Origin of the sequence: Longimicrobium sp. (genome assembly GCF_036399255.1) — a bacterium.
Classification (GTDB): domain Bacteria; phylum Gemmatimonadota; class Gemmatimonadetes; order Longimicrobiales; family Longimicrobiaceae; genus Longimicrobium.
Map to the genome: position 1 here is coordinate 1 of NZ_DASWNM010000161.1, position 25,313 is coordinate 25,313.

A 25,313-nucleotide genomic window follows, 5' to 3' on the forward strand; every position below is an offset into this window, starting at 1 on the left:
CAAGGTGTTCGGCGACGCGTCCACCACGGACAGCATCGAGGCGGTGGCCAACAACGAGTTCGCGGTGCGCGCGGCGGGCGGATTCCGCTTCCGCAGCAACGCCACGCTCACCAACGGCTGCAACATCGCGGCGGGCGGCGCGGCCATCACCTGCGCCAGCAGCAGGACGCTCAAGGAGAACTTCCTGGACGTGGACGGCGACGACGTGCTCTCGCGGATGCGCCGCATCCCCGTGAACACCTGGAACTACACGGACGAGGGGCGCCAGTCGCGCCACATGGGGCCGTTCGCCGAGGACTTCTGGCGCGAGTTCGGGCTGGGGACGGAGCCGCTGGCCATCGGCCACCTGGACATCGACGGGGTGAACTTCGCCGGCGTAAAGGCGCTGGACGAACGCACGCTGGAGATGCGGTCCACCATCGTCCAGCAGGCGTCGGCGCTGGCGCGGCAGGGAGCGCAGATCGAGGCGCTGCGCTCCGACAACGAGACCCTGCGGGCGGCCAACGCCGAGATGGAGGCCCGGATCGCCCGGCTGGAGGCACTGGTGGCGCCCACGCCGGCGCCCTGATCCAACACTGGAACCCTTGGAGGGTGCACATGCATCGCTACGCAACGAAGGCCTTTGCCGTGCTGGCGCTGGCGCTGGCCGCCGCCCCGGCGGCCGCGCAGTCCGACATCCTGCTGCAGCTTCGCTCCGGCTCGCCCGCGGGTGACCGCTTTCGCGTGGACTCCGCGGGCGGGGTCGTGGCGCTGGGGCAGATCGGCATCGGCATCATCCCCGCGAGCGGCGCGGGGTGGCGCATGATGTGGCACCCGCAGAAGGTGGCGTTCCGCGCCGGCTACGTGGACGCGGGCAACCAGTGGGACGAGAGCAACATCGGCTACTACTCGTGGGCCGGCGGCGCGCTGACGAAGGCGGCGGGGATCTACTCGTTCGCCATGGGCAACAGCAACACGGTGGAACAGGACGCCCAGGCCGGGATCGCCATGGGGAGCGGCAACAAGGTGTGGGGCTCGGGGACCGAGCTGGGCTACTTTGGCGTGGCGATGGGGCTGAACAACGACGTCAAGGACCACTCGGGCGTGGCCATCGGCAACAACAACACCAGCGACGGCGACGCGGCGGTGGCCCTGGGCTACAACAGCACGGCCGACGCGGACTACTCCATGGCCTTCGGCTACCGCGCCAGCACCAACGGCCACACCGGCGCCAAGGTGTTCGCCGACGCCTCCATCGCCGACAGCATCGAGGCGGTGGCCAACAACGAGTTCGCGGTGCGCGCGGCGGGCGGATTCCGCTTCCGCAGCAACGCCACGCTCACCAACGGCTGCAACATCGCGGCGGGCGGCGCCTCCATCACCTGCGCCAGCAGCAGGACGCTCAAGGAAAACTTCCTGGACGTGGACGGCGACGACGTGCTGGCCCGGATGCGCCGCATTCCGGTCAACACCTGGAACTACACGGACGAAGGGCGCCAGTCGCGGCACATGGGCCCGTTCGCGGAGGACTTCTGGCGCGAGTTCGGGCTGGGGACGGAGCCGCTGGCCATTGGCCACCTGGACATCGACGGGGTGAACTTCGCCGGCGTAAAGGCGCTGGACGCCCGCACCCTGGAACTGCAGTCCACGGTGGCGCGGCAGGCGGAGCAGATCGAGCAGCTGCGGAGCGACCGGGCGGCCCTGGAGGCGCGCATCCAGCGCCTGGAGGCCCTGCTTTCGGCCCCGGCCGCGCCCTGACGTTTCCGGCCGGGCGGGTCTTCCCGTCCGCCCCGCGCATTCGCAGATTCAGCAGGCCGGCGGCCGCGGTGCGGCCGTCCGGCCTGTTCGCCATCCCCCGACCGTTGCCCAGCGCAGACCCATGCCTTGCCTGAAGCTGCTGTTCCCTTCCCTGGCCCTGGCGGCCCTCGCGCTTTCCGCCTGCGACCGCGGCAGGGCCGGCGCGGACGAGGCCGCCGCCGCGGACTCCGCGGAGGCCGGGGAGGAAGCGTACGTGCCGCCGCAGCTTACCCCCGCCGAGTCGGCCGCCGCGGTGGCCGCGCAAAAGGCGCACGCCGACTCCATGACGCGCGTGATCATGGGGCCGGAGTACGAGCCGCCCAGGGAGGCGTACGTGGACACGCCGGAAAAGCAGCTGGCCAGCTGCCTGGCCCAGGCGAACTCCGTGGACGAGCCGGTGCGGAGCACCATCCTCAAGGCGTGCGAGCGCTTTCGCAATCCTCCGCCGCAGTCTCAGCCGTAGGCACAGAAAAACGAAAAGATGGGCCTCTGCGTGCCCGTTCTTTTTTCTTTTCTTTCCGCGTCTCCGCGTTCTCTGCGTGATACCGAATCAGGGAAAACAACACCTTCATGGGTACAGAGGAACAGAGTCAGACAGAGGAACCATGATGATGTTTCAGCTCGCTTTCTCTGTCTGACTCTGTTCCTCTGTACGATCATTCTTTTTCAGGATCTGCCATGAGGCAGAAAGAGCCGGCCCGCGGCAGGGTGCCACGGGCCGGCGGTGAAAGGGTTCAGGCGGACGCGTCCGCCGCGAAGGCTACTGCTGCGGGCAGCTGACGGCGCCCGTCTGCGGATCCACCACGCACCCAGCGGACGCCGGCTCCAGGACGGGACCGCCCACCGAGTACGTCGCCGACGGGAAGAGCGGGTCCGGCGCCCCCACCCGGAAGATCCCCCACATCCCGCCGTCGAAGTGGTGCGACGTCTGGTCGCGGTACAGGTAGTCGCCCTGGATCTTCGAGCGGCCGCCCGCGCTGGACAGCAGCACGTCGAAGTGGTTGGTGGGCCCGTGGCCGATCATGGTGCCCTTGTACTCCGAAAGCGGGTTGTTGCCCAGCACCCGCGACTGGTTGAGGTACGGCAGCTCCTGCCACACGTGCCCGTGCAGGTTGAACACCGAGTTGCGCGCGTGCCCGCCCGGCCCCACCACCCGGAAGCGCACCTGCGCGCCCGCCGGCGCCGTAAAGATGGGCGTCTGCGGCGCCCCGCCCACCTGGCCGTTGAGCAGCGAGTTGGTGAACACGAAGTCGCGCGTGGTCTCGAGCGACGTCACCGGCGCGTACCCCATCCGGAACCACAGCGGCTCCGTCCGGTAGTTGAACGCCTTGTTTCCCGAATCCTCCGGGTCCTCGAACCCCGCCATCCGCGGCAGCGCCTGCCCGGCGCTGTACGTGTGCGAGCTGGAGTCGCCCGGGAGCGTGGTGTTGCTGCCGAAGCGCAGGTTCACGTCCGTCTGAAAGAACAGCACGTGCTCGCGGAAGCGCCCCGCGGCATTGGCGGTGGTGATGTCGGTGGACGCACCCGCGTTGGCGGGCCAGCTGCTCCCCGCCGGCTCCACCACCAGCGCCCCGATGGCGCCCTTGGCGGCCTGCTTGATGGGGTCCGCCGGCATCAGGTTCACCACCCCGAACTCCACCGGCGTGGCCACGATGCTGTCGGCCACCAGGGTGAGCGTTCCCGCGTACCACTGGTACGTCTTGAAGCCGCCCGGCGCCGCCGTCTGCACCGGGTTGGTGCCCACGTTGGTGCCGTCGGACCGCGTCACGTCGTACGCCAGCAGCTGCGCGTGCAGCCCCACCTGGCTGCTGACCGTGATGTGGTTGTTGTTGAACTGGTCGATGATCATCGGCAGCGTGTTGAAGCCCGCCGAGTCGGGCATGCTGGACGGCAGCGCGTTGCGCAGGGTGACGTTGATGCAGTCGCCCGGCAGCGCCCGCAGCACCAGCGGCTCCACCGGCACGCCGGCGTTCAGCCGGCCCGTGGTGGTGTTGATGTCGGCCGTGCGCACGTACAGGATGGCCGTGGGGTCGTGCAGCGGCCCGCCGTTCACCGTGCGCGCGTTGTACACCAGCGTGCCGCCGGCGAACAGGTCGCGCGCCAGCTTGGCCGTGATGTCGAAGTTGCGCACCGGCGCCGTCTTCAGGCACACGCCGTCGAAGCGGCTGGCGTTGGTGACCGTGAAGTTGCCCCCCCGGTTGTTGGGCAGCTGCTTGAGATCCGCGTACCCCGCCCCGCGCTGCGACACCCGCAGCAGCCCCCAGACGCCGTTCCACAGGTCGTCCGTGGCGCTTCCGGCGCGGTACAGGTAGTCCATCTCGGGGCCGATGTTGTTCTTGGCCAGCGGCGGCAGCAGGAACTCGTAGTGCTCCGAGATCCCCATCATCTGGCTGTTGCGCCAGCCGGAGTTGGCGTCCGCGGGCTCCATGTTCCAGTGCTGCCCGTGGATGCTGAAGTTGTGCCCCTCCTCGTGGGCCCCCACCAGCACCCGCACCTGCACCCTGTCACCCTCGTACCCCCACATCAGCGGGGTGAAGGGGTCCTGGAACTTTACGCCGGGGCGCGCGCCGTACGGCCCCCACTGCATGGTGAACGAGTTGTTCAGGTTCGACATGAACGACCGCGCCAGGTCGAAGTTGCCGAAGGTGTTCCCCGCCTGCGCCCGCAGCGCGATGGGCTCGTTGCGGTAGTTCACCGTCATCGTCCCCACGTCGTCGGCCGAGAGCAGCTCGGGGCACGGGGCCGGGGTGCCGTTGGGGCAGGCGCCCGCGACCGGCGGCCGCAGCAGGTTGGGGAGCCCCACTTCGAACTTGCCCGCCGGGTTCACCGCCGCGGACGGGTTGGGGCCCAGCTGAAAGCGCGGCTGCGCGTTGGTGTACGCCAGGGTGAAGTCGGCCAGCTGCAGGTTGAACTCGCGGTAGCTCTGGCTGCTGTCGGCGGTGATGATGTCCGCCTTCCAGCTGGTGGGCCCGCCGTCCGACACCCGCGTGCCGAAGTAGGTGCCCGTGTGCATGTCCCTCCACTTCGACCCCTGCGGCTCCGTCACCAGGCCGGCGTAGAGCCCCGCCTGCTGGTGGGTGGACGGGCCGAAGTGGTCGTGCGTGAACACGGTCCGCAGTGTTCGGTCGCGCCCGGTGCCGTCCAGCACGTTGTCGACGTACCATCGCTGGATGGTTTCCTGCGCACCCACCCAGTCGCCCACCCCGTTGCCGTCCTCGTCGGGCCCGGCGCCAAAGAAGGGGTGCGCCTCGGCCACGGGGCACTGCTGGCTCACCGGCGAGCTGTTGGTGCAGCCGTTGTAGACGCGGATGGCCCTGATGCGCTCCTGCACCTCGCCCGGCGACAGCGATCCGTCCTCGTAGTTGAACCCGTTGGCCGCGCCGTCGGACGAGGTGACGTCGAACTTTACCAGGTGGATGTGCTGCCCCACGATGTCGGTGGGGGTGCGCACCTGGAAGTCGTCCATCTTGTACTCGTGCGGAATCAGGTTCACCAGGTGGTAGTTGATGCAGTCGTTGGTGTTGGCCCGGAAGAACAGCGGCTCCGGCGCCCGCGTTCCGTTGCGGAAGCTGGCCACGTCCTCCCACAGGGCGAACATGCGGTGCTGGGGAAAGTGCCACCCCGCCTTGTTGTACTGCACGTCCGTCTGGAACGCCGCGCCCCGGTAGCGCCGCGGGTTGCCCACCGAGTCGCCCATGTCGCTTACGCAGGGGTCGGCGAAGGGCGCGCCCGGCTTCCGCGGCCGGCCGTTGGTGATGAAGGTGCCGCTGGTGACGGCGTACGTCACCGGGTTCACCACGTACGTGGCGTGCGTGCGCTGCTCGTGGAACGCCATGGCGTTCACCTCGGCCGGCGTCCCCGTCTCCGGCAGCGACACCACCCCCAGCGACGTGCTCACCTTGCTGAAGTCGGTGGTGTTGAGCGCCGGGAAGGTGGCCGTCCCCGCCACCACCACGTGCCGGTGCAGCCCGCCGTCCTCCACCGCGTCCAGCGGCGGCGCGGGGGGCCGGCGGCCGGCCACGCCGGGGATGTAGAACGGAAAGCCCGGCATGGTGTTGCTGGGCACCGGCGCCAGCGCGTAGGTGGGAATGGGGACGATGGCGGGGATCGGCGTCCCCGCCAGGATCTCGCCGTCCGGCAGCGCGCGCGATCCCGACGCCGGCCTCCCGTTGGCGTCGAGCACCGTGCCCGCCTCGAAGGTGTCGTGCACGCGCCACAGCCCCCACATCCCCTGCGCGAAGTGGGGGTAGAAGTGGCAGTGGAAGATGGCGTCGCCCGGCGTCTTGTTGCGGTTGCTGCCGCCGTCGTAGGTGATCTCGTAGGTGAATCCCCCGCCCGGCCCGATCGCCTGTGAGTCCAGGTACGTCGACGAGTCGGAGTCGGGCGAGTGCAGCCACTGGTGGGCGTGCAGGTGGAAGATGTGGTGCTCCTTGGGGCCCGCGTGAAGGTTGCGGATCTTCACGTGGTCGTTCATGTAGCTGTGGTACACGTTGCTGGGATCGTCCGGATAGAACGCCCTGGTCGCCTTGCGTCCGGGATCCGGCTGCCCGTCGTTGTTCAGGTCCGCGTCGGCGGGAACGTCCACGATCATCGCCGGGTCGCCCACGGCCCACGAGCTCAGGAAGAAGTCCTCGTACTTGCACTCGTCGCAGTCGAACATGGGCCCCACGCCCAGGCGGTTGCCGATCACCTCGGACCCGATGCCGCCGGTGCCGTAGTTGATGGCGAACGCGTCGCGGCCGCTGTGCAGGGTGTGCTCGAACTGGTTGCTGCGGTACAGGCTGTCGAACGCCTGCACCAGCCCCGTCTCGTCGTGAAAGATGACGGTGTACTCACGAAACGGCCGCGTGCGGTCGCGGTTCACCACCACGTGCGGAAACAGGCTGTCGGGGAACGGCCCCCGGTTGGGCCCGGTGATGATGGCGTTCAGGTCGCCGTGGACGATCTGGTTGTTCACCGTCATCCGCAGGATGGGCCGCCCGGCCATGGGGTGGCCGGTGGGGTACACCGCGTCGTAGTCAATCACGGGGTGCCCGCCGGGGGTGTAGATGGGGTTCCCCAGGTTGTTCTTGCGGGTGGCCAGGGCCATGTCGGCGGCCGTCAGCTGGCTGCGGTACCACTCGCTTCCCCGCGGCTCCACGTTCACGGCGCCGAACAGCCCCTTGCTGATGGTGCCGCCGTCGCCGTCGCCGCCCGTGGTCTGGGCGGTGCTGTACATCAGGTAGGTGCCTTCCTTTTCGGCGTACACGTAGTAGACGGACTGTCCCACGCCGCTGCTGACGCCGACGTTGGTGCCGTCGTTCTGGATGTTGTCCTTTACCTGCATCCCCGTGATGTGGATGCTGGCGTCGCGGGTGCCCGGCTGGTTGCTCCCCGGCGTGGGCGACAGCCGGTTGGTGAAAAAGATGATCAGGCAGTCGCCCTCGCGCACGCGCAGCGTCAGGGGGCGGGGACGCTTGCCGGGCCGCAGCCGCCAGTTGCCGTTGTTGTCCTGGACGATGTCGTTGTCCAGGGCGTAGATCATTCCGCCGGGGTCGTGCGCGCCCAGGCGGTTGTACCAGATGGGCTGGTCGATGGCCGACACGTGGGCCACCCACCCCAGGCACGTCTGTGCCGCGGCCTGGGCGGCGGGGACGGTCGCCCCCAGCAGCGCCAGGGCCAGGGCCCACGTTCCGCGCCCGGTGCGCGTCCTCCACCTTCGTTTCTGCAGCATGGCGGGTCTCCTGAAAAGGGGGGGAGACTGCGTTGGATTCAGAGACCGCGGGGGCAATGCACGTTCCCCATCCGCCCCGCTTTTGCAACCGTTTGCGGCCTCCGTTCTTGCGCCTGAAACAGATGAACCGCGCACGCCGGGGGCATGCACACATGCTGTGCAGAACGGCGCGGGCACTGCACAGGATGTGTGGATGGAAACATCCGATTCTCTTCCGCGCCGCACGCAGACTGCTACACGCCTGCAACGGAACCGGCGCCTCACGCAGGGACGCGGAGGCGCAGAGGAAGAAAGGGGAAAAACTGAAAAAGATATTCTCACCCAGACGTCATAGAGGCCACAGAGGGAAACGAACTCTGTGGCCTCTGCGGCCTCTGGGTCAGACCAATCTTTTTTGTATCTACCGCCCGTCCAGCCGCAGCTTGCGCAGCTTCTGGCGCAGGGTGTTGCGGTGGATGCCCAGGATCTCGGCGGTGTGGCCCAGGTTGCCGTTGGTAAGGGCCAGCGCGCGGCGGATGTGGCGCTCCTCCACCTCGCGCAGCGACAGGAAGGGGCCGTCCGCGGGGTGCGAGGCGCTGCGGGGCGCCGGCGCCTCGCCGCGCACCTCGGGGGGCAGGTGCTCGGGAAGCAGTCCGTCGCCGTCCAGCACCAGCAGCGCGCGCTCCATCACGTTGCGCAGCTGGCGCACGTTCCCCGGCCAGGCGTACGCCCGCAGCAGTCCCAGCACCTCGTCGTCCAGCAGCGGCACCGGGCGCCCCAGGCCGCCCGCGAACTCGGCGGCAAAGTGGCGGGCCAGCAGCTCCACGTCGTTCCCCCGCTCGCGCAGGGCGGGCAGGTACACGACGACCACGGAGAGGCGGTAGAACAGGTCCTCGCGAAAGCGCCCGGCCGCCACCTCTTCCGCCAGGTCGCGGTTGGTGGCGGCCACCACACGCACGTCCACGTGCACCGGGGTGTCGCCGCCCACGCGCTCGATCTCGTGCTCCTGCAGGGCGCGCAGGATCTTGGCCTGCATGGCGGGGCTCATGTCGCCCACCTCGTCCAGGAACAGCGTGCCGCCGCTGGCCCGCTCGAAGCGCCCCACCCGGCGCGAGGTGGCGCCGGTGAACGCGCCGCGCTCGTGGCCAAACAGCTCGGTCTCCAGCAGCGTCTCGGTGATGGCGGCGCAGTTGACGGCCACGAAGGGGCCGCCGGCGCGGGCGGAGTGGTCGTGGATCATCCGCGCCAGCAGCTCCTTGCCGGTGCCGCTTTCGCCCTGCACCAGCACGCCCGCCAGGCTGGGCGCCACGCGCCGCGCCACCGAGAGCGCCGCCATCATGCCCACGCTGCTCCCCACCACGGGGGCGCGCGGAGGCACGTGGGCGCCCCGCGGCGACCGCACCAGGGTGGGGGCGCGTGAAAACGACTGGGTGCCGCCGAGCGGATTGAGCATAGGACCTGTCGGGTGTCTGCCGGCTACCGTTCCACCACGTTCACGATCACGTACTTCCCCGCCCCGCCCATCGCCGCCACGGCGCGGATGCGCGCCCGCACCGGCGAGCCCCGCGGCGCGGCGTCCGCCACCAGCTCCGCCTGCGCCGGGGCGAACGCCACCGCGGCAAGGAAGCCGGCCATCTCATCCCGCAGCCGCCCCCGCGCGTGGCGGGGGAGCGCATCGGCCACCTCGTACGGGCCCAGGAAGGGCGCCGCGCGCCGCCGCCGCACCACGGCCTCCGCGGCGGCGGGGCTCATTCCCGGCAGGGTGCGGAGCACGGGGACGGGCGCGGTGTTCAGGTTGATGCGCCCGTCGCTGGCGACCGTAAGGTACGGCGCCACCCGCAGGTACTCGCCGCCGCCGATCCCGGGCACCCGCCGCAGCCCCTCCACCGCCCCGAACGCCCCCCGCGGCGGCAGCGCCAGCACCTCGTCCGCCGCGTCCGTCCGCACCGCGGGGACGAAGGGCGGCGCGTTCGTCAGCCGCCAGCGGACGATCGCCGCCGCCATCCCCCGCGCCCGTTCCGCCGGAATTCCAGCGGCGGTGAACACCTCCCGCAGCGCCTCCGGACCCGCCAGGTTCAGCTGCACCCGGGAGCGCGCGTCCAGCACCCGCGCGCGGATCTCCACCTCGTCCAGCACGTAGTGGAGCGCCGGCACCAGCAGCGTGTCCGTCCCCGGCGGCGCGCCGGCGGCGGACTGCGCCGCCAGCTTTGCGCGGAGCGCGTCTTCGGCGCGGGCCAGGGCGCCGCGTGCCGCCCAGCGCGCCCGTGCCTCCGCCCGCGCGTTTGCCGCCGCGCGCTGGTCCGCCCGCACGCCGGCGTGGACCTCCAGCGCCAGCGCCGATCCCAGCACCAGGATCCACAGCACCGCCACCAGGGCGAACCCGCGGCGGTCAGGGCTCCGCACGGCCGCCCTCCGGCTGGGGCGGCGCGGGGCGCAGCGCCACCGTCAACGGCAGCCGCAGCACGTCCGGCAGTCCATCCCCCGCGGCATCGTCCGCCCTCCGCGGCGCGGGAAGCACCGTCACCTCCACCGCCTCCGGGAGCAGGCCGTCGGAATCCCACCCATCCAGCCACGCGTCCCGCATCCGCACCACCGTCCGGTAGCGGACGTTCAGCCCCGCGGCCGCCGGCGCGATGGAGAGCGTGTCCGTCCGCACCGCGCCGCCGCGATCCGCCGGGGCCACCTCCGCCAGCAGGCCGTGGCGCGGGCGGGTGGGGTCGCGCTCGATCCACAGCGTGATGCGCCGCCGGCCCGGATACAGCGCTCCGCCATCCTCTACCGTGAAGCTCAGCTCGTCCAGCGCCAGCGGACCCATCCGCCTGTCGCGCCCGCGAAAGGCGCCGGACCCATCCCACAGCGCCGCGCCGCGCAGCCACCCGTCCAGCGCCCCGCGCGCCGCCGGCCCCGGCAGCTTCGCCTCCCGCTCCCGCGCGATCGCCGCGCGCCCGTCCGCCGCCCCCGCCAGAACCCCGTATCCCGCCGCCGCGACGACGCTGCTGACGACCAGCGCCACCAGCACCTCGATCAGCGTGAACCCCGCGCGCCGTCGGATGCCCCCGTTGCGGACGCTCCGGTGCGTGAGACGCCGCACACCCCCCGGCCGCCGAGGCCGCGCAGGCGGACTTTGCGCCTTTCCAGCGGCGAATTCATTCGCTCTTGGAGGCGGACGTCGCGCATCGTCCATCTGCCCCTCCGCGCATAAACCCGAGAGGCCTGCGCGAGATGGTGGGCCGCCCCCCTCCCCGGCCCTCCCCCGCAAACTACGCGGGGGAGGGAGAATTCCATCCGTCGGGACGGGCTTGGGCGTGGCGTCTCGTCTCATCGCTTCACCGGCGCGTCGGGGAGCAGCTCCGGGCGGTGGAAGTACGTCTCCAGCGTGTACTCGCGTCCATCCCACTCCACAACCACCGCCGCCTGCACCACGGCGGGGGCGTCCATCCGGGGGCGGAGCAGCGCGCGCCAGCGGTAGTGCGCGAACGGCGCGGGAAAGGCGCCGGTGCGCGGCCGCAGGTAGGCGGCGATGGAGTCGGTCGGCAGCAGCTGCAGCTGGCCCATGCGCGCCTCCGCCAGCGCCACCGCCTCCACCGCGGCGCCCACATCGGCCTGCGCGCGGACGCCGCGGGACACGGAGCCCAGCAGGGGCACCAGCGCGGCGCCCACGATCACCAGCGCCACCAGCGCCTCGGCCAGCGTAAAGCCGGCGTCAGCGCGAGCGGACACGCGCGGCCCCGGTCCATGCATCGACGCCGATCTCCTGCGCGCCATCCCGGCCGCTCACCGCGATCCGGTCAGCGCGCGCGCGGCCGAGTGCATCGAACATCACCGCCGCGAACGCCCCGTCGCCGCCCGCCAGCCGCGTGTCGGGGAGGACAGGGAGCACGCCCGCATCCACGGTGTCGCTCTGCAGGTCGGCGGGATGGGCGACGGTCGTCCAGCGCGCGTTCGCCACGTCCACCTCCACCGTCACGGGGACCGCGCGGGTGACGGCGGCCAGGCGCGCCCTGCCGATCGCGGCGGCCAGCGCATCGGCGGATGCGGCGGCGCCTCGGTCCTCCGGGCGGCGCAGCGCGGGCACCACCACCATGGCGCCCACACCCATCATCGCCAGCACCACCAGCATCTCGATGAGGGTAAAGCCGACGGGTCCGCGCGAGCGGCGGGCGCCCCCACCGGGCGAGCACCACTCGCCCACCTCCCCCGAAACTGCCGGGGGAGGTTGATGTGGGGCCGGCGGCGGAGCGCTTCTACTACCTCCGAACTGCGCCCGCCGGCGCCCCCTCCCCCCGGCCCCCTCCCCCGCTGCGCGGGAGAGGGGGAGAATTCGATCACGCTCCGGACAGCCTGTCGGGCGCGTCACCCTCGCCCGCGCAGTTTGCGGGGGAGGGCCGGGGTGGGGGGCCGCCCACCATCCCGCGCCGAACCTGCCGGAGCACCGTGCATTCAGTCCCTCGCACCACCCCTCCCCCGCAGTTTGGGGGAGGGGTCGCCAGCCGTCGCGAGGAACGAGCGAAAGGCCTGGCGGGGGAGAGGGCCTGTCCGTAGCAGAGGGAGAGTCCGGCTCCACACCTCTGCCCGCTCTCCGCCCCGTCCTGCGTCGCCCGCGCTTGTCCCTGCCGCGCCGCGACAGACGCCTCGGCTCCACCCGAAGCGCGACGTCCGGCGACGGCGGGGGCGGCGGGTCCAGCGACGACGGTGCGGGCTGCACGCTCGGCCGCGGGGAGGTGGGCGCGGCCGGCGAGGCGGCGGGCGCGGAGAGGGTGTCTGGCAGCAGGTAGATGGTGTCGCCGGCGGGGCGCCAGAACAGCGGGATGCTGTCCGGCAGCACGCGGTCCAGCCGCCGGGCGCGCTCGCGCACCAGCTCCGTGGCCTGGTCCACCTCGTCGTCCGTCCGCAGCACGTGCGGAATCAAGAAGAGAAAGAGCTCGGTGACGTCCGTGCGCTCCGTGGTCGTTCCGAACAGCCGGCCGATCAGCGGGATCTCGCGCAGGTATGGGATGCCGCTGCTGCCGCGGCTGCGCTGCTGGTCCACCAGCCCCCCGATCACCACCGTGTGGCCGTCCTTTACCAGCAGCCGCGTCTCCGCCTCGCGAGTGCTGATGATGGGCGCGCCGAACTGCGTCTCGGGGGTGGCGCTGCTCACCTCCTGCAGCACCGCGAGCGTCACGTATCCATCGGGGTTGATGGTGGGGCGGATGGTGAGCTGCGTTCCCACCTCGCGGTACTGCACTACCTGGTCGCGGCTGGCGCCGTCCGTGGGCAGCGAGCGCGAGATCTGGATGAACGGCCGCTCCGTGCCCACCAGCAGCCGCGCCTCCTCGTTGTTCTGCGCCATCACCACCGGCCGCGAGAGCACCGTCACCGTGCCGGACGACGACAGCGCGCTCAGCACCACGTCCGCGCGCACGGCGCCCAGCTGCAGCACGCGGAGGACGATGTCGCCGGTGGACGGCCCGCCCAGCTCGCCACCGATGATGGCGCCGCTCTGGTTGTCGACCTGGTTGGGGACCCGCAGGCTTACGCCGGTGGACAGGTTGCGGTCGCGCCGCACCTCGGCCACCAGCACCTCGATGAGCACCTGCAGCGGCCGCGTGTCCAGCTGCATGATGGCGTCGCGCAGCGTGGAGTAGTCGCCCGGCGTGGCGCGGATGAGCAGCGAGTTGGTGCGCATGTCGGGGACGATCTGCACCGGCCCCTGCAGCGACGCGTTCAACCCCGTGCGGCGCGGATCGGCCACCGGGCTCTCCGCCGCCGGCGCGTCGTTGTAGCGCTGGCCGCGCAGCTCTTCGGTAAGCGAGGTGGGCCGCTCCATCCCGCCGCCCCCGCCCCCGTCGCCAATGCCGTACAGCGCGCCCAGCGAGCGGGCCAGGTCGTCCGCCGGCGCGTGGCGCAGGGGATGGACGAAGACGCGCACCGCGCCGCCGGGCAGCACCGGCCCCAGCGCCGCCACCTGCTGCACGTTCGCCGCGCCGCCCCCCGCCGCGCCGCTGCCGACCACGCGCAGCAGCCCGCCCTCTTCCTCCTCCAGCCGCAGGTCGTGCGCGCGCAGCAGGCTTTCCAGGTAGATGCGCAGCCGCTCCACGGGCACCGGCGCGCCGGTCCGCAGCGTCACGGGGCGGTTGGGCAGGTCCGCGTAGACCAGGTTGAGCCCCGCGGCCTCGGCCAGCGCGGCCACCACCACGCGCATGTCGGCGCCCTGGAAGTCGATCTGCACGCCGCCCGCGGTGCGCGCGATGCCGGCCGCGTCCTGCCCCTGTGCGGCACGGGGCGCGGCGGCGAGCGCCAGGGCGATGGTCATCCCCCCCAAACCGAGCTGCCGGATGAGCTTCACTGCGTGCCTCCCTCGGGGGTGCGCAAAACCAGCGTGGTGTCGGCGCCGCGCAGCGTAACCACGCCGGGGGCGATGCGGGTCACCCGGAACCCGTCGATGCTCTGCCCCACGCGCAGCACGCGGCCTTCGCCGCCGCCCTGCCCTGCGACGGCGGCCAGCCCGGTGCCGTCCGGCAGCACCACCGTCCCCAGGTTGCGGAACGTGTAGGTGGGCGGCGGCGGGGTGTACACGGGCGCGGCGACCGGCGCGACGGGCACGTCCTCGCCCGGGAGCCGGTAGCGGCCGGGCGGGCGGCGGCGGTCCGGGCGAAACGGGTCGCGCGCCACGGTCGAGAGCACCAGCACGCCGGACGGGTCGCCCGGTTTGGCGCGGACCTGGGGCATGGGCTCCATCGTTTCGGGCTCGGCGCGGGCGGGGAGCGGGTCCAGCCGCCGCGCCTCGGCCACCGCGCCGCCGCAGAGCGCCGCCGACAGCGCCGCCGCGCCCAGCGCCACGCGATTCGCCATCGTCCAGCCGGTGAGCAGGCTCATCCCGTTCTCCCCAACAGATTGGCCTCACACAGAGTCAGCAGAGTTAGCAGAGTGGATGAGAAAACAGACTCTGTTGACTCTGCTGACTCTGTGTGAGCCCAGGCAGTTTCTGACTCTGCCGGATGCGATATCATCCTTCGCCTCCGATCGATTCTTCCTCGGTGACGGTGGAATCAGGGGATGCGGATGCTTCCTCATCGACCGCTGGCTCCTCGGCCACGGTAGGGAGGTCGGTGCCTTCCGCGAGCGTGAAGCCGGTGATGCGCAGGCGGAAGCCGATGGTTTCGGGCACCGCGGCGTGCGCGGGCATCGCGCCGGAGAGAAAGCTGGCCTGCGCGGGATCGACGGGGGGGGCGGTGGACGGCTCGCCTGCGTCCAGCGTCATCCCGGTGACGTGCACCAGCTTGGGGCCCGTCTCCAGCAGGTGGAGCAGGGTCATGATGCCTTCGATGTCGCCCTCGCCGCTCACCTCCAGCGGCAGCGAGGTCACGCCGCCGCCCGCATCGGCGCTGGAGGAGGGCTCCACGCGCGAGAGCTGCACGCGCGCCGCCTGCGCCACGCCGCGGACGTAGCCCGCCAGCGCCGCGCTGGCCGCGCCGTCGTCCCCGCCGCCCACCAGCCGCGGCACCTCCGCCAGCAGCCAGTCCGCCCCCGCGCCGAACTCGGCGGGATAGCGCGACGAGCCCGCCAGCACCTGCAGCTCGCGCGTCAGCAGCCCGCGCTCCTGCCGCAGGTCCGCCTGCGCATCCCGCACGGCGCGCAGGTAGGGCAGAACGCCCTGGCTCCACGCCGTCGCCGGCAGCACCAGCAGCGCCCCCATCACCACCGCCCGCCGGTCGCGCGCGGAAAGGTTCGGCATCCTCATCCGCGCCTCCCGATCCGGCGGATACTGGAGATCAACGCCCCGCGCGAACCGGCTTCGGGTCGCAGTCCGCGAAGGCGGACTTCGCGTTTTCCCAGCGGCGAATTCATTCGCTCCTGGTAGCCCCCGCCGCGATTCCTCTGATGCGGACTCCGAATCCCGATGGTCCCGCGCGAGGGGCGGGCGCCCCCACCGGGCTCGCACCACTCGCCCACCTCCCCCGAAACTGCCGGGGGAGGTTGATGTGGGGCGGAGATCGGGACGCTTCGGCTGGATTTGATCTGCGTCCGCGGGGTGCCCCTCCCCCGGCCCCTCCCCGTTCGTTCCTCACGGAGAGGGGAGAATTCGATCCCGCTCCGGAGGCTCCCCGAGACACCCCTCCCCCGCAGTTTGGGGGAGGGGTCGCCAGCCGTCGCGAGGAACGAGCGAAAGGCCTGGCGGGGGAGAGGGCCCGCGGCGGCACGAATCCGAGTCGTCACGGCTTCACCTCCGGCGCGCGGGCGGGGGCCGCCTTCGGTGCGGCGGAGCGGGCGGACTGGAGCGACGCGGACACTTCGAAGCGTTCACCGGTGTCGCCCGCCTCCCAGCGGATGGGGGCGGCGAGGCCCACGTGGTCAAAGCGGGGCGACGCCTCCAGCGCGGGGATCACGGTGGATACGGAGCGCGCCACGCCGCTCATCCGCACCCCCGCCGAGTCCGCCGTCAGCGTGCGCAGCCAGGCGGAGTCCGGGAGCGCGCGGGCCAGCGCGGCCATCTGCGCCGTCCACGCGGGCGCCTGGGCCTCCAGCGCGGACAGGACGCGCAGCCGCTCGCGCAGCTCCGTCACCCCGGTACGCGAGTCCAGCGCCTTGCGCACCTGCGGCGCGATCTGCGCCCGCCGCGCGCGCACCGACTCCACCTCCGCCCGCACGCCCGAGAGGTGCGCCGCCGCCGCGATCAGCAGCAGCACCGAGGCAGCGGCGGCGAGGAAGACCGTCCGGCGCCGCGCCGCCCGCGCCCGCTCGCGCACCAGCGGCTCGGGAAGAAGCGAGGGGGCGGACTCGCGCGCCACCGCGGCGCCCAAGGCCAGCACCGCCTCCGCGGGGAGCCCGTCCAAGCCGCGGTCCATCAGCTGCGGCGGCGCGTCGCCCTCCGCGTCCAGGGCAAAGCGCACGGCGTCCGCGCCGTCGCCGGCGTCGCCCAGCACCAGCAGCGCATCCACCACCACGCCGCTCTCCGCCCCCTCGCGCACCGCCGCGGCAATGCTGCGCGCCAGCAGGACGGGATCGGCGCTGGCGGGAAGGGGCTGCACCAGCCGCACGGCGCCGTTCTCCAGCAGCACCAGCTCCGGCGCGCCGGGCACGCACGCCACCGCCGCGATGCGCCCCCGCCGCGCGCGCGGCACCCGGGCGCGCACCGCTTCCGCCAGCGCCACCGCCGCCGGCACCATCCGCCCGATGCCGAACCCCGCGCCCTCCGCCGCATCCGCGATCGCCTGGACCATGGCGGCCGGCGCGCACGCCGCCAGCGCGGGCGCCAGCGGGCCGTGGCGCGGGCCGGGCATCCGCAGCGCGTCGGCCACCAGCGGCTCGTCGCGCACGGCAAAGTGGCGGCGCGCGTTGCGGCGCAGCAGCGCGCCCAGCTCCGCGCGGCGCACCGGCGGCAGCGGCACCACCTTGGCGTGCGCCATCCGCCGCAGCAGCGCCACGTCCAGCACCCCGCCCCCCGCGCCCAGCTCCGCCGCCAGCCCGCGCAGCCCCTCCTCCAAGGCCGCCCCGTCCGCGGCGGCGAGCGGATAGCGCAGCACCTCCTCCACCCGCGTCCGGCCCAGCACGCCGCCACCCAGCCGCACCACCGTCAGCCGGTCCGGCCCCGCCGCCATCGCCAGCCGCGCGCGCCGGCCGCCGGAGGGCGTGGGGCGGCGCTCCTCGATGGGGATCACCAGCCGCGGGTCCGCACGCCGATCGGTTGTCGGCGGTTCGTGCAGGGCAGGGTGATGATGAGCGTCAGAATGCATCGGCGCGGATCCCGTAGATGGCCTGCAGCAGCGAGAGCGCGACGAATCCCACGATCCCTCCAAAGACCACGATCAGCAGCGGCTCCAGCAGGCGGAGCATGCGGTCCAGGCGGCGCTCCAGCTCGCCCTCCATGGCCGCCGCGCCGCGGTCCAGCATCTCCGGCAGGCGGCCGCTCTCCTCGCCCACGTCCACCATCTGCACGAAGACGAAGGGAAAGATCCCCGTGCGCCGCAGCGAGGGCGCCAGCCGGTCGCCCGCGCGCACCTCTTCGCGGACGCGCAGCACCTCCGCCGCCACCGCCGCGTCCGCCTGGCTCTCCGCCGCCACCTCCAGCGCGGGAAGGATCGGCAAGCCGCTGGAGAGCAGGGTGGAGAGCGAGCGCCCCAGCCGCGCCGCCGCCGCGCGCCGCTTCAATCCCCCGATCACCGGCACGCCCAGAAGGATGCGGTCCGTGGCCGCGCGCCCCTCGTCCGTCCCGCGCCACGCCGCCAATCCGCCGACCAGCGCCGCCAGGACGAGGACGATCGCCATCCACCAGTCCGAGACGAACCGGCCCGCCGCCAGCAGCGTCGCCGTCGACCTGGGCAGCGTGGAGCCGGTGTCTTCCAGCAGCGCCACGAAGCGCGGCAGCACGTAGACGAAGAGCACCGCCAGCGCCCCCGCCCCCACCGTCAGCATCACCGCGGGATAGACCATCGCCGAGGCCAGGCGCGAGCGCAGCGCCTGCTCGCGCTCCATCTGCCCCGCCAGCCGGTCCAGCGCCTGCGCCAGGTGTCCGCCGCGCTCGCCCGCGCGCACCATCCCCACCGCAAAGCGGGGAAAGACGCGAGGATGCGCCGCCATGGCCTGCTCCAGCCACGCGCCTCCGCGCACCCGCTCCCGCGCGTCCGCCACCGCCTGCGCCACGTCCTGCCGCGCCACCACGCGCGCCACGGCGCCCAGCGCGCGGTCCAGCGGAAAGCCGGCGTCAAGCAGCGTGGCCAGGTAGCGCACCGCCTCCACCACGTCCGCGCGGCGCCCGCGGAACCCCGCGCGCCGCGGCTCCGCGTCCGCGGCGCTGGCGGGGGCCACGTGCAGCGGATACAGCCCGCGCGCACCCAGCTGGCGCTCCAGCGCCGGGGCGGACTCGGCCTCTTCCACGCCGCGGACGGTGCGTCCGGACGCGCTGGCCGCGCGGTAGGCAAAGGCGGGCATGGCGGCTACTTCCAGCGGGTCATGCGGGTGTCCTTTGTTTTGGCTGATCGGCATTCATCGGGCGACTGCGTGCTTCGGACGGCCCGGCGCGCCCCCTCCGCTCGCTTAGGCTCGCACCTCCCCCAAAACTGCTGGGGGAGGTTGGGTAGCCGATGGATCGGGGCTCGACGAAACAGATCGAGCTGCGTCCGCCGGGGTGCCCCTCCCCCGGCCCCTCCCCGTTCGTTCCTCACGGAGAGGGGAGAATTCGATCCCGCTCCGGACGGATCCGAGTTGCAGCCGCTGGCGCCCCCTCCAGCTCGCTCAGGCTCGCCACCTCCCCCAAAACTGCTGGGGGAGGTTGGAGTCGCCGAGAGCCCGGGGGCACGGTGAAGCAGATCGAGCTGCGTCCGCTGGGGCCCCTCCCCGTTCGTTCCTCACGGAGAGGGGAGAATTCGATCGCGCTCCGGACGGATCCGAGTTGCATCCGCTGGCGCCCCCTCCGGCTCGCTTAGGCTCGCCACCTCCCCCAAAACTGCTGGGGGAGGTTGGAACTTCGATCCCGCTCCGGACACCTGTCGGCCGCGTCACCCTCCCCCGCGCAGTTGCGGGAGAGGGCCGGGGTGTCGGGCCACCCACCATCCCGCGCCCAAGCCTCCCGATCACCTCGGATCCTGCCCATCACCCAACCTCCCCCAGACTTGGGGGAGGTGCGAGCCTAAGCGAGCGGAGGGGCGCTCGCGGACGCAGCTCGAACCCCTCCACGAGGCCGCATTCACCCGTTCACCCGTTCACCCGTTCACCCCCTCATGCCACCCGCAGCACCTCACCCGGCGTCGTCACACCCGCGGCCACCTGCCGCCATCCGTCGGCGCGAAGCGTCCGCATCCCCCGCTGCACCGCCAGCGCGCGGAGCACGTCGCTCCCCGTCTGCTTCGGCACCTCCGCGCGCATCGCCTCGTCCACCTGCAGCAGCTCGAACAGGCCGGTGCGCCCGCGAAAGCCCGTTCCGCGGCACGCCGGGCACCCCACCGCGCGGGGGACGGACTCCGCCGCGTAGCCCGCGTCCGCCATCTCCCGCGCCACGACGAGGGGCGGCGCCTCGCGCCCCACGCACTGGCGGCAGACGCGGCGCACCAGCCGCTGCGCCAGTACCGCCTCCACCGTGCTCGCCACCAGGTATCCCGCGACGCCCAGGTCCAGCAGCCGCGTCAGTGCGCCCGGCGCGTCGTTGGTGTGCAGGGTGGAAAGCACCAGGTGGCCGGTGAGCGCCGCCTGGATGCAGATTTCCGCCGTCTCGGGGTCGCGCATCTCGCCGACGAGAAGGACGTCGGGATCCTGGCGCAGGATGGAGCGCAGCGCGCGGGCGAAGGTGAGCCCGGCACGCGCGTGCACCGGCACCTGCGCGACGCCGGGAAGCTCGTACTCCACCGGGTCCTCCACCGAGACGATCTTCTCGCGCCCGGTGCGGATGCGGTCCAGCAGCGCATACAGCGTCGTCGTCTTGCCACTCCCCGTCGGGCCGGTGGCGAGGAGGACGCCGTGGGGCTTCGATGCGAAGCGGAGGAGCGCCTGCAGCGTGTCGTCCGCCATCCCCATGGCGTCCAGGGCGATGCGCTGGCCCTCCATCTCCAGCAGCCGCAGGACGACGGACTCGCCGTGCAGCGTGGGAAGCGTGCTCACCCGCACGTCCAGCTCGCGCTCGCCCGTGCGCAACCGCACGCGGCCGTCCTGCGGCAGCCGGCGCTCGGCGATGTCCATCTCGGCCATGATCTTGAGCCGGCTCACCACGGCGTGGCGCAGGTGCGGCGGCGGCGAGGGCGCGGGCTGCAGCACGCCGTCCACCCGGTAGCGAACGCTGATGCCGCGGCTTTCCGCCTCCAGGTGCACGTCGCTGGCGCCCGCGTCCACCGCTTCGGCCAGCAGCAGGTTCACCAGGCGGACGACGGGCGCCTGGTTGGCCATCTGCTCCAGGTCGTGCGCCCCGCCCTCGCCGTCCGCGCCCCCGTCCGCCCCGGCGCCCAGGTCGGCGATGAGGCCGGCGGCCGTGGGCTCGGCGCGGCCGCTGGCGCGCTCGATGGCGTCGCGCAGCTCCGCCTCGTCCAGCGGGCGCAGCTCGGCCGGCGCGCCGAACAGCGCCTCCAGCTCCGCCACCGCCTGCGGGTCCGGCCGCCCGGCGTGCCCCAGCACCAGCCGCCCGGCGTCCCACGAAAGGGGCGCCAGGCGGTGCTCCTCCAGGTACTCCGGCGCGACGGCGCCGGAGAGCCCGGAGGCGGCGGCGTCAGCGCCCGCCGTCTGCCGCATGAAAGATCACCGCGCTGCGGTCGCCCAGGTGAATGCCGAACGAGGGCACCTCGAAGCTGGCGTAGTAGACGCCGGACGCCGGCAGCTCCACCGTGGCCTCGTACATCCCCCCGCCCGCCGGCTGCGCCTGCACCTTGCGCGCGAACCCGTCGGTGCTGGAGAACTGCACCGACACGTCGCGCACGGTCTCCAGGGGCGCGCCCGTCTGCAGGTCCGCCAAGCGAAAGCGGACGGTGTTGGCGCCGGGGCGCAGCCTGCGGTCGCCGGGGGTGATCTGCAGCCGGTCGGCCGAGCGCGCCGGGTCGGGGCGGATGGTGAACGAGTGGCACCCCAGCGCGTAGGGATCGGGGATGCGGACGATGAGGTCGTAGTCGCCGGCGCGCTCCAGCCGCACGGTGGCCGCGTACACGCCCGGCTCCGTCTCGCGCATCCGCCGGCTGACGGTGCGGATGGACCGGGGCTCGAAGCCGTACGTCGTCAGCCCGCCGTGGGGAACGGGCATTCCCTCCATGTAGTGGTAGCTGTAGACCATCCGCTCCGCCGGGTTCAGCACGTACACGGCGTCGTGCTGCCCGGGCTGGGGGATGACGATGTCGCCCAGCCCCTGCGCCGCGATGGAGCCCGGCTCCTTGCCGCCCGCGGGAAAGTAGTCGTGCGGCCCCACCGCGCCGGCCGTGGGATCGCCCAGCGGGATCATGGCCACCGCCGCCGTCCCCGCCGTCCGCACGTAGGCAAAGTTGGCCGAGAAGCCGATCTGGTCCGGCTCGGGCGCGCCGCTCAGCGTGCGTATGACCTGCCGCGACTGGGCGTCGTAGATCTGCAGCGTTCCCGCGCCCGGGTTCACCACGAAGGCCAGCCGCGCGGAATTGGCGGCGGAGGGCCCGCCGTGTCCCATGTGCCCGGGCTCCGCCGCCACCGGGTCCGGCGCAAAGCGGATGGCGCGGATGCCGGGGGCAAAGGGAATGCGCTCCGCCACCGTCCGCGTGGCGGGATCGATCACCGCCACCGTGCCGTCGCCCTCGTTGGCCACGAACAGGGCGCCGCGCACGCTGCTCCAGGCCACGTCCGCCGGCCCCTCCCCCGTGGCCACGGTGCCCAGGACGGCCAGCGACCGCGCGTCCACCACCGTCACCGCGCCCGCCGCCTTGCCGCTGACGAAGGCGAACCGCCCGTCGCTGGAGAATGCGAGCGCGTGCGGACCGGCGCCGACGGGGAGCACGGCGAGCTCCCGCAGCGTCTCCGCGTCGATCACCCGCACCGCGCTCGCCGCGCCGGCGTCGTCCGTCACCCACACGCGGCCGGCGCGGTCCATGGCCGTGCGCGTGGGCTTCGCTCCCGCCGCCAACGTCGTATCCACCCGCCAGCTGTGCGTGTTGACCACCGCCACCTTCCCGTTCGAGGGGATGGTGATGAAGATGCGGCGGTCGTCAGGCGTGGCGGCCCAGTCGGCGCCCACGCCGGGAAGCAGCACGGTGGTGTACAGCCGCGTGCGGCCAAAGCCCTTTACCGGGTCCAGCACCACCACCTGGGGCGAGCGGGCCAGCGCCAGCAGGTAGTGCCCGTTCAGGTCTTCCACGGGCTGGGCGATGTTCATCTGCCCGTGCTTCACGTGCATGGTGCCTTCCAGAAAGGCGCCCACCTTCTGGCGGCAGCTCTCGATGGCGGTGGAGGGCGCGCCGGCCCGGTAGTCCACCCACCCCATCGGCAGCAGGCCGCGCACGGGCTGGCCGGTCGCGGGGTCCGTCACGCGGATCCGAAGCTCCGCCTCGCCGCCGGCCTGCACCGCCGAGGCGCCGGCGAGCACCGGCCGCAGCGCAAAGCTGACGGCGGCGCGCGCCGGCTCTTCCGGCACCGCGGGCTGCGCGGCGGGGGACGCCGGTGCGGGCCGCGTAGCGGGCTGCGCCGGGGCGTGGTGCTCGTGCTGCGCGGCGAGTGGCGCGGCCAGGACGGCCGGGCCCGCGGCCAGGACCACGGCCGCACAGAACCGCCGTGCACAATGCGCTGAACGCATGGAACGACCTTCGGTGGAAGGGACGGAACGCCCGGCCGCGGGACACCGGGGACAGTGGACCAGAGCAAAAACAGGACGTTATATATTTGGCCCTATACAATCTCCTGCTTATCTGCGACACGGTTGAGGCGCAGATTCTTTCTGATACATGCGCGTGCATCAGAAAACAGATAAATCGTAAATCATGTAGATGTTGATCGGCACTGTTTCCAACCATAACCGCATTACTCCCGGCACGCCAGAGTTTTGTAGAGAATCGAGTTCTGCACGTATAAACGTAGATAAATCAACAGGAAAAACGCCTTCCCCGTGAACGGTGCGATACTTCTCATGTCATTGGACGGTGTTTGCAATCGTCACTTCCCACGCCCGGCCATCCGATCAAAATTACAATTTTTCCCCACCCTTTCCCGCACTCGCACCCGCGACAAACCAGTTTCGCCGCACTATCACTTTGTTTCCGGAAATGTTTAGATCGAGTTGATCATCGATTCAAAACGATGAAGATGATGAACTTCCTGCCGCTTCGGTGGAGCGCGGGATCGTCGGAGCTTCGGCACGCGGGACGGGGGGCGGAGGGGAGGGAGTGCGCATCGCGCGGGATCCTCAACCGAGGGCTGAAACGTCCGGGGAATCCGGAGGGCGGGTCCGCGAGGACCCGGTGCGGGGTCCGGCCACATCGTGGAAGCGCGGAGGTGTGCGGCGCGTCCGAAATCTCACGGTCCCACTGGTGCTCCTCGCCCGGAATGGCCATCTTTCCATCTCGGCTTTCCGGTCACCCATCCTCCGTGCTTTCATGCCCTTCCCCCATATCGCTCCCGTCCGCACCGCCTCGACCCTGCTTGCGGCCGTCCTGCTGGCCGCCTGCGGCGGCGGAGACGGCCCCACGGATCCGCCGCCGCCCCCGCCCACGCTGAGCGCGTCGGCCGCGGGACGGATGGAGCGCGGCAGCGAGCTGGTGCTCACCGCCACGGAGGACGGGCAGGCGCTGGCGGCGGGCCAGGTGGCGTGGAGCGTGATCCCGGCGGACGCGGGGTCGGTGACGGGCGACCGCCTGCGGCTGCTGCGCGCGGGCCAGGTGCAGGTGCGCGCCACGCACGGCGAGCGGACGAGCACGTTGACGCTGCAGGTGGCCGTACCTCCCAGCGTGGCGTTCGAGATGGCCGTGGGCGGCAACCGCGACGTCTACCGCGTGGCGCTGGACGGCGGCGACTTCGTCCGGCTCACCTCGCACGCCTCGTCCGACGCGGACGTGACGGCGGCGGCGGGGAGCATCGTGTTCGTAAGCTACCGCGCCGGGAACGCGGAGCTGTTCTCCATGCCCGCCGGCGGCGGCACCGAGACGCGCATCACCACCTCGGCGCAGAGCGAGACGGCCCCGTCGCTCTCGCCCGACGGGCAGCGGCTGGCCTACGCCACCGGCAGCGGCGCCACCAAGGTGTGGACCGCCCAGGCCAGCGGCGCGGGCGCCGCGCAGGCCGCCCCCGGCTTTGGCTTCGCGGGAAGCCCCGAGACCTCGCCGGCGTGGGCGCCCACCGGCAACCGGCTGGCCTTCGTGGGCGCGGCCCGCGGCGGGGCGGACCTCTACACCCTCACCCCCGGCGGGGCGCCGGTGCTGCTGGCCCCCCACGCGCGGCCCGACATCGACCCCGCGTGGAGCCCGGACGGCGCGCGGATCGCCTTCGCCAGCACGCGCGACGGCGACCTGGGGCTGTACCTGGTGAACGTGGCGGACGGCGCGGTCACCCGGCTGAGCACCCGCGCCGGCGACGAGGCCGAGCCCACCTGGACGGCGGACGGACGGCTGGTGTACGTGGAGTTCGAATCCACCGGCGCCACGCGCCTGGTGTGGATCGACCCCGCCTTTCCGAACAGCGTGTACCCCATTCCCGTGACGGGCGGCGCTCCGCGCGGCCCGGCGGCCCTGCAGTGAACCCCGACGAACGGACGATGAGCCCCGACGCACCCACCCACCGCGTACCCGACGACGTGCTGGCCGCCCACCTGGAAGGCGAGGCGGTGCTGCTGCACATGGACACCAAGAACTACTACCGGCTCAACGCCACCGCCGCCGCCGTCTACAAGGGGCTGGAGCGCGGGCTGGGGCGCGAGGCGCTGGTGGACGACCTGTGCGCGCACTTCGTGGTGGAGCGCGACGTGGCCGCCGCCGAGGTGGACCGGCTGATGGCGGAGCTGGCCGAGCGCGGGCTGGTGGCGCCCGCCGAGGGCGGCGCGGCGTGAAGGGGCTGGCGGACGCCGCGGTGACCGGCGCCTGGTCGGCGCTGCGCACGCCGCTGTGGCTGCGCGGCGACCGCTGGCGCGAGCTGCTGGTGCCGCCCGCGCAGGCGGGGCCGGCCGCGCAGCCGCCGCGCCGGGTGGTGGGCGCGGCGCTCACGCTGGTGCGCGTGCTTTCCGCCGTTCCCGGCTCGCCGTGGAAGAACACCTGCCTGTACCAGAGCGTGGCGCACTGCCTGGCGCTGCGCCGCTACGGCATTCCCGCCGTCATCCGCATCGGCGTGCGGGGCGGCGAGGGAAGCGAGACGCCGATCGTGGCGCACGCCTGGGTGGTGGCCGACCCCGCCGCCGAGCCGCCCCCGCCGGACCGCATGAATCCCTTCCCCCTGCGCGCCTGAGCCATCC

General features: G+C 72.5%; 18 protein-coding genes. 6 read left to right on the top strand and 12 right to left on the bottom strand.

The window, feature by feature from the left end; all coding sequences use genetic code 11:
• The 3 genes from VGC13_RS30135 to VGC13_RS30145 all read left to right on the top strand — a co-directional run.
• The coding region (locus VGC13_RS30135) for a tail fiber domain-containing protein (protein ID WP_331129053.1) at nt 1-568 on the top strand (568 nt) is incomplete at its 5' end.
• 29 nt (nt 569-597) lie between these two features.
• Nucleotides 598-1,737 carry a tail fiber domain-containing protein gene (locus VGC13_RS30140; protein ID WP_331129054.1) on the top strand — a complete coding sequence of 380 codons (1,140 nt, stop codon included), beginning with the start codon at nt 598-600 and terminating at the stop codon, nt 1,735-1,737.
• Nucleotides 1,738-1,858: 121 nt separating this feature from the next.
• A complete protein-coding gene (locus VGC13_RS30145) occupies nt 1,859-2,239 on the top strand; it encodes a hypothetical protein (protein WP_331129055.1) in 381 nt (126 codons plus the stop codon).
• Nucleotides 2,240-2,536: 297 nt separating this feature from the next.
• Here VGC13_RS30145 and VGC13_RS30150 read toward each other — a convergent pair whose 3' ends face one another.
• The 12 genes from VGC13_RS30150 to VGC13_RS30205 all read right to left on the bottom strand — a co-directional run bounded on the left by VGC13_RS30150 (nt 2,537) and on the right by VGC13_RS30205 (nt 22,673).
• On the bottom strand, nt 2,537-7,489 hold the full coding sequence (locus VGC13_RS30150; protein ID WP_331129056.1) for a hypothetical protein: 4,953 nt from the start codon (nt 7,487-7,489) through the stop codon (nt 2,537-2,539).
• A gap of 400 nt (nt 7,490-7,889) precedes the next feature.
• Nucleotides 7,890-8,921, bottom strand: coding sequence for a sigma-54 dependent transcriptional regulator (locus VGC13_RS30155; protein WP_331129057.1), 1,032 nt, complete (start codon nt 8,919-8,921; stop codon nt 7,890-7,892).
• A gap of 23 nt (nt 8,922-8,944) precedes the next feature.
• Nucleotides 8,945-9,871 carry a general secretion pathway protein GspK gene (locus VGC13_RS30160; protein ID WP_331129058.1) on the bottom strand — a complete coding sequence of 309 codons (927 nt, stop codon included), beginning with the start codon at nt 9,869-9,871 and terminating at the stop codon, nt 8,945-8,947.
• Nucleotides 9,858-10,559: a prepilin-type N-terminal cleavage/methylation domain-containing protein gene (locus VGC13_RS30165; protein ID WP_331129059.1), complete on the bottom strand. Its 702-nt coding sequence runs from the start codon at nt 10,557-10,559 to the stop codon at nt 9,858-9,860. Before VGC13_RS30165 ends, VGC13_RS30160 begins: the two co-directional genes overlap by 14 nt.
• A gap of 227 nt (nt 10,560-10,786) precedes the next feature.
• Nucleotides 10,787-11,188: a prepilin-type N-terminal cleavage/methylation domain-containing protein gene (locus VGC13_RS30170; RefSeq protein ID WP_331129060.1), complete on the bottom strand. Its 402-nt coding sequence runs from the start codon at nt 11,186-11,188 to the stop codon at nt 10,787-10,789.
• Entirely contained in the window at nt 11,172-13,796 is a 2,625-nt protein-coding gene (locus tag VGC13_RS30175) for a secretin N-terminal domain-containing protein (RefSeq protein WP_331129061.1), read from the bottom strand. The genes VGC13_RS30170 and VGC13_RS30175 overlap by 17 nt, the downstream gene beginning before the upstream one ends.
• Nucleotides 13,793-14,326, bottom strand: a complete 534-nt coding sequence (locus VGC13_RS30180) for a hypothetical protein (protein WP_331129062.1) — start codon at nt 14,324-14,326, stop codon at nt 13,793-13,795. The genes VGC13_RS30175 and VGC13_RS30180 overlap by 4 nt, the downstream gene beginning before the upstream one ends.
• Nucleotides 14,327-14,456: 130 nt before the next feature.
• The gene (locus VGC13_RS30185) at nt 14,457-15,191 is read right to left on the bottom strand and encodes a GspMb/PilO family protein (protein WP_331129063.1); all 735 of its coding nucleotides are present in this window, start codon (nt 15,189-15,191) and stop codon (nt 14,457-14,459) included.
• Between the two features lie 472 nt (nt 15,192-15,663).
• Entirely contained in the window at nt 15,664-17,109 is a 1,446-nt protein-coding gene (locus VGC13_RS30190) for a PilN domain-containing protein (RefSeq protein WP_331129064.1), read from the bottom strand.
• A gap of 64 nt (nt 17,110-17,173) precedes the next feature.
• Entirely contained in the window at nt 17,174-18,379 is a 1,206-nt protein-coding gene (locus tag VGC13_RS30195; protein ID WP_331129065.1) for a type II secretion system F family protein, read from the bottom strand.
• Nucleotides 18,380-19,165: 786 nt separating this feature from the next.
• Complete coding sequence (locus VGC13_RS30200; protein ID WP_331129066.1) at nt 19,166-20,662, bottom strand: GspE/PulE family protein; 1,497 nt, start codon at nt 20,660-20,662, stop codon at nt 19,166-19,168.
• Entirely contained in the window at nt 20,640-22,673 is a 2,034-nt protein-coding gene (locus tag VGC13_RS30205; protein WP_331129067.1) for a YncE family protein, read from the bottom strand. The genes VGC13_RS30200 and VGC13_RS30205 overlap by 23 nt, the downstream gene beginning before the upstream one ends.
• Nucleotides 22,674-23,469: 796 nt before the next feature.
• On the opposite strand from VGC13_RS30205, the gene VGC13_RS30210 reads away from it, so the two are divergent.
• From VGC13_RS30210 to VGC13_RS30220, 3 genes are read left to right on the top strand one after another with little or no spacing between them, the layout of a single operon-like run.
• A complete protein-coding gene (locus tag VGC13_RS30210; protein WP_331129068.1) occupies nt 23,470-24,606 on the top strand; it encodes a hypothetical protein in 1,137 nt (378 codons plus the stop codon).
• A gap of 17 nt (nt 24,607-24,623) precedes the next feature.
• Nucleotides 24,624-24,914 carry a PqqD family protein gene (locus VGC13_RS30215; RefSeq protein WP_331129069.1) on the top strand — a complete coding sequence of 97 codons (291 nt, stop codon included), beginning with the start codon at nt 24,624-24,626 and terminating at the stop codon, nt 24,912-24,914.
• Nucleotides 24,911-25,306 carry a lasso peptide biosynthesis B2 protein gene (locus VGC13_RS30220; protein ID WP_331129070.1) on the top strand — a complete coding sequence of 132 codons (396 nt, stop codon included), beginning with the start codon at nt 24,911-24,913 and terminating at the stop codon, nt 25,304-25,306. The genes VGC13_RS30215 and VGC13_RS30220 overlap by 4 nt, the downstream gene beginning before the upstream one ends.
• Nucleotides 25,307-25,313 lie beyond the last annotated feature (7 nt).